Consider the following 5,319-nt stretch of genomic DNA (forward strand, 5'->3'; position numbering starts at 1 on the left):
GAACGGAGTTCAAAGGTGGATGAACGGAGTTCAAAGGTGGATGAACGGAGTTCAAAGGTGGATGAACGGAGTTCAAAGGTGGATGAACGGAGTTCCGAGGTGGATGAACGGAGTTCCGAGGTGGATGAACGGAGTTCAAAGGTGGATGAACGAGTCTCTAATTTTCCTTGTCCCCCTTGTCCCCCTTGTCCCCTCATCCCCCACTCCCTCACCCCCCCATGTGCTTTTCCAAAATCTTTTCAACTCTGGGTTTATAAATGAGATGAAATAAGGCTTCCATGTACCGATCTCTGGCTTCGTTATTTTCGGGAGCAACAAAGTTCCAAAAAGTAAACATTTTAGCAAGCAGTAGTAATTGATTGCTATGTAAATGCCAATTATATTTGTGATGAATTCGCTGACTCATCCATTCTGAAACTTCCTGCCAGTATTCGGTATGAGTATCGCATTTTTCCAGGAAGTCTAAAATTTTCTTTGCTGTGCCTTCTAAGTCTGTAGGATTAACGTTAAACTCGTTTTCTTGGTTCTCGATAATTTCTAAAGATCCACCAAATTGAGTAGTGAAAGTAGGCAAGCCGGAAATCATCGCTTCCAAAATACTCCGTCCGAAAGATTCAAAGTGAGCAAAATGGACATAAAACCCCTGAGAATCTGCAACTACTCGGTAGGCTTCGCCGAGTTCACTGCTAGGGATACGCATCCCCACCCAGCGAATCTTGCCATTGAGATGATATTGCTCAATAATGTCGTAGAGTTTTTGAATTTCTTCTGCTTCGTCTGAGTTGATAGCTTGATATGGATGCAGTTTACTACTTAAAAGGATCAGGTTACAACGCTCTTGCAACGCCTGACTTTTGCCAAAGCATTCCGCTAAACCAGTGAGATTGTTGATTGAAGTGATGGTATCAACAACAAAGATTGGTCGCTTCTGAGGGTGATCTAACTTACCAAAGATTTGGGGGTCTTCGCGGCTAAAGAGTAGGTCGTGAACTTGTTTGCCAAAGTTAGAATCTCGGTCTTCTTTTTGGCTATAGGGAAAGAAAATATTCTCATTTACTCCCGGTGGCACTAAATTGAATTTAGGACTAAACAAATCAATTCCATCAACCACATGATAAAGTTGCGGCATCGTAAAGCACTTATACGACTCATATTGACCTATGCTGTCGGGTGTGCCGACAATTTCTTGATAGGACGATGTGATGATGAAATCGGCTGCATTCATGCTAATTAAATCAGCAGTAAATTGTACCGAGAAGTGATATTCTTCTTCTAAATCTTGCCAATATAAATTGCTAAATAGATGTTTAGGCTTTTCTAAAGAATGGGCAATGTTGCACTGGGTAACTTTCATCCGGCGAGATAAGAGAAAAGCTACTAAATTACCGTCGCTGTAATTGCCGACGAGCAGATTAGGTTTGCCTTGGAATTGAGCTAGTAATTCTTTTTCTGCATCTAAAGCAAATTGTTCTAAATAAGGCCAAATCTCAAATTTAGAAATCCAATTGTTAGTAACGTCAGGATTAAATTCACCAAAAGGAACCCGCAATATCCAAGCATTTTCAGTATCTTGGATTTTTTCTAAGGGCAGGTTGGAAAATGTCTCTTCAGAGTTAGGGATGAGCCGAGTCAGAATAATTACATGGGGTTTAATGCCCAGCAGGTCGAGTCCAGCGAGTTTGATATGTTCACGCAGTTCCTTTTCTAAGCTGCGAGCTTGTTCGAGGACGTAGATAACTTGACCGAGTGTTTCATTTCTTCCCAAAACATCTTTCTGTCCCACCCAGCCGTGGATGGAAATCAGGACGACGCGAAAGACAGCAGGAACGCGGTCTACAAATGTTTCTAAAATGCCAGGTTCTGGGGAGTAAATGAGTCGGTCGAGGAGTTCTAGGGTTTCGGAGACTCGCGCCGCAGTGTTACCCCAACCCGGCTCAAAGCCTAATTCTCGGAAGTCTAAGCTAAATTTTTGATATGGTTCATCAGGCTCAAGCTCACTTAGGAATTTGAGCGCTTGTTTAATTTGTTTGGCTAACTGAATACCGGAGGTAATGCGATCGCTAAACAGCAGGCGAATACCATCGTATTGCAGCCCCTGTAATGCTTGAAATAACTTTTCTAACCAATATTCCGGGTCAGTGAACAATTGATTGCACAGGTAACGGTTGAGGAAGGCTAAACCTTGACCGATATTTCTGGCATCGTCGATTCTTAGGGAACTCTCATAGAAGGGGTGGAGATCGATTTCGAGGATGTGGTTTTGGTAGCGGTTGACTAGGCGATCTCTCACATCTAGCAGCGCTTGAGGCGTCATCTGCTCGAACTTGCTATCGGCTGTCAGTTGCCAAACTTCTTGGTTAGCAATCCTCGGTCGAACCACTAACCAAGTACTTTCCTCTTCAAGAATTATTTCGTGAGTAGAGTGTATCAGTTTGCCAACAGAAGAAGAGTAGTAAAAATAGGCTGGCTTTTGGGATTGATGACAGTAATCGGCAAAAGCTTGCAAAATCTCATTTCTCAGGAAGTAATGCTTACCTGAAGCACTCAACGCATAAATCAACTGATGCAGATCAGTTTTTTCATCACCGTTGAAGACAGTTTGAACTAGTTCATACATGATGACGAATTCCAGAAATTTAGCTAGGTCAGGACCTCATTTTTCTTTCCGGTCTCCAGCTCTGTGAGGTACGTTTCCCGCCCAATCGTAAATTACTCTAAAAATCTTTGCGTCTAGCTCTGGGGTGAAAGGCTGTGAAAACTTCAAATCTAGGGGATGAGAGAGCAGATTAGTTTTTCACTATTCTCGATTCAGCAGTACAGCAAAATTTGAGCGATCGCTAAGGGACTGACAAATAAAAAAATACTCAACTACTTATTGTGGGGTGTGCGACACGAAAGCCCATAGCCAAAGGCGGGCAAGATGCCCACCCCACAAGATTAGATAATTTATTTGTTGGAAGTCGCTAACTTATCATTAATTTTCCTAACCATATACATCAGCTGGATTAGCCAGAACTTCGGAAGGACAAGGGAAAAAAATTGTCACCCTGTCCTAACTTTAATCCCTCTCCGAACTCACGGAGAGGGACAGGTTTTGCGTAGCAGAACCAGGGTGAGGTTTCTTTGGGCTATTGGATAAACAATGTGTACACCGTAGCCCCTTTAGCAGAGAAGTATTGCTAGGCTAGCGCTGCTTCTCTCCTCTTCTCAAGCACTTAACCCATTCATCAAGATTTATTACTTACTTTTATAACCCTCGACTTAATCCGAGGCTTTTTAATTCTGAAAAATTAATTTGTAATTTTGATTTTATTGGGATGCGGCTAATGAGGTTCAGCTTCTAAATACAGCCTCAATCGTCTTCCCAAGATTCTTGATTGAGTAGGTCAATAATTCTATCTCTGAGAAGAAATTCGTTTTTCTCTAACTCCTGTTCAAAATTAACCCAGTCACGATCAGGAATATATTTACAGAGGCTAGAAATTGGCTGCTGACGGTTAACAAGCCTCTTTTTAACAAGTTGAAGTGCTTCTTCCTTGATAACCTGGATGTCATATTTAACTGTAGTGTTCATAGGTCGTTCCTTTGTTTTCAATTAAGGAATTATGAATCAAAACAATAATTGCTTTGACTCTACCTTAAACTGATCAAATAAAATTGGCGAGAATTGTGAAGAATCAAGACACTAACCCTTGCTGGAAGTTAGATATGTCACTACTATACTCTTTTGGTCGTCATGTACACCCCCTTTAGAGAGATTTTTGCAGAGCAAGAAGGCTGTCACAACAAGCTGTAAACACCAAAAGAGGATGTATAGCAACGGACAGGTAGCTTAGGACAGCAATAAAATCACAAAGTACGCTGTTGAAGGGGCGTTTCCCGCCAACTGTCCTAACGGCTTTGGCGATTGCTATAAATGCTCTGTGGAAGACTTGCCAAAAGGTAAACTAGGGTAAAGAAGATTGTCTACAAAACTTATACTATGCTCTTGAATCTTGATAAAGTTCGCCAATATTTTCCCGCCCTCGCTGGTGAATGGACTTTTTTTGATAATGCTGGCGGTTCACAAACCCTGAAAAAAGTAGTAGATAGAATTAGCGAATTTCTCCTGAGTTCTGATGTTCAGTTGGGAGCTTCTTATGCAGTTTCTCAACTTGCAGGAGAACGATTAGCTTTAGCAACTAGGGGAATGGCTACTTTCATTAATGCCAATTCTTCTAAAGAAGTGGTGATGGGACCATCTACTACAATGATGTTGAAAGTTCTCTCAATTTGTTTGAGTCAAACCTTCACATCTGGTGATGAGATTATTGTTACTAATTGTGACCATGAGTCCAATATTGGTGCTTGGTTCGCTCTTGAAAAACAAGGAATGAAGGTTAAAGTATGGGAAATTCACCCAGATACCTTAGAGCTTGATTTAGCAGATTTAGAAACATTGATGAATAAACGTACCAAACTAGTAGCTTTAACTCATGCTTCTAATGTTCTGGGAACCATTAACCCGATTAAAGAAATTGCTGCATTTGTACACGATCGCAACGCAATGATTTGTGTAGATGGTGTAGCTTATGCACCCCATAGATTAGTTGATGTCCAAGATTTAGATGTTGATTTCTATGCTTTGAGTTGTTATAAAGTCTATGGGCCACATCATGCCTTACTTTATGGTAAAGAAGAACATTTATTAAGATTGCCTGGTCTTAACCATTATTTTATTGAACAGACAGATATACCTTATAAATTTCAGTTAGGAAATGTCAATTTTGAATTAAGTTATGGAATGTTAGGTTTATGTGATTATTTAAGTGAGTTAGCACAATTGCACTACGGGAATCAAACTTCACCTGATTTGAGAAATCAAATGGTACAGGCGTTTGATTTAATTAGCATACATGAAGAAAAGATTAGCGATCGCCTCCTAAATTACCTCAACAGTAAGTCTCATGTGCGAGTGATTGGTCAATCAAAGGCTGATCGTGAATCCCGTGTGCCAACTATATCTTTTGTGGTAGATGGAATAAATAGCTCAACCATTCCGGCAAAAATTGACCAACATTATATTGGGATTCGCTACGGGGACTTCTATGCTAAACGGCTGATTGAATACCTGGGATTAGCATCGCAAGGCGGAATAGTCCGGGTGAGTATGGTGCATTACAACACTCTTGAGGAAGTTAACAGCCTAATTGAGGCTTTTGAGCAGATATTTTAAGACTGGGCATTACAGCAGTTTTCATGTATTTGAACCACATCTGTCGTAGGGGCACAGCAATGCTCATGCGTGTCAACTTAAGAAAAAAGTTGCTTTGAGAAGAC

General features: G+C 40.9%; 4 protein-coding genes. 1 reads left to right on the forward strand and 3 read right to left on the reverse strand.

Annotated elements, in window-relative coordinates:
• From ACYTXL_RS12690 to ACYTXL_RS12700, 3 genes are all read right to left on the reverse strand, one after another.
• Positions 1–197: hypothetical protein (locus ACYTXL_RS12690; protein WP_461925062.1), on the reverse strand; the 197-nt coding region annotated here is incomplete at its 3' end.
• Between the two features lie 11 nt (positions 198–208).
• The gene (locus tag ACYTXL_RS12695) at positions 209–2,617 is read right to left on the reverse strand and encodes a sucrose synthase (RefSeq protein ID WP_461925063.1); all 2,409 of its coding nucleotides are present in this window, start codon (positions 2,615–2,617) and stop codon (positions 209–211) included.
• Between the two features lie 735 nt (positions 2,618–3,352).
• Positions 3,353–3,574, reverse strand: a complete 222-nt coding sequence (locus tag ACYTXL_RS12700; protein ID WP_461925064.1) for a DUF4327 family protein — start codon at positions 3,572–3,574, stop codon at positions 3,353–3,355.
• Positions 3,575–3,982: 408 nt separating this feature from the next.
• Here ACYTXL_RS12700 and ACYTXL_RS12705 point away from each other — a divergent pair, with 408 nt between their 5' ends.
• Positions 3,983–5,215 (forward strand): cysteine desulfurase-like protein, encoded by a 1,233-nt coding sequence (locus ACYTXL_RS12705; protein WP_461925065.1) that lies wholly within the window; start codon positions 3,983–3,985, stop codon positions 5,213–5,215.
• Positions 5,216–5,319 lie beyond the last annotated feature (104 nt).

The organism is Nostoc sp., from assembly GCF_054880495.1.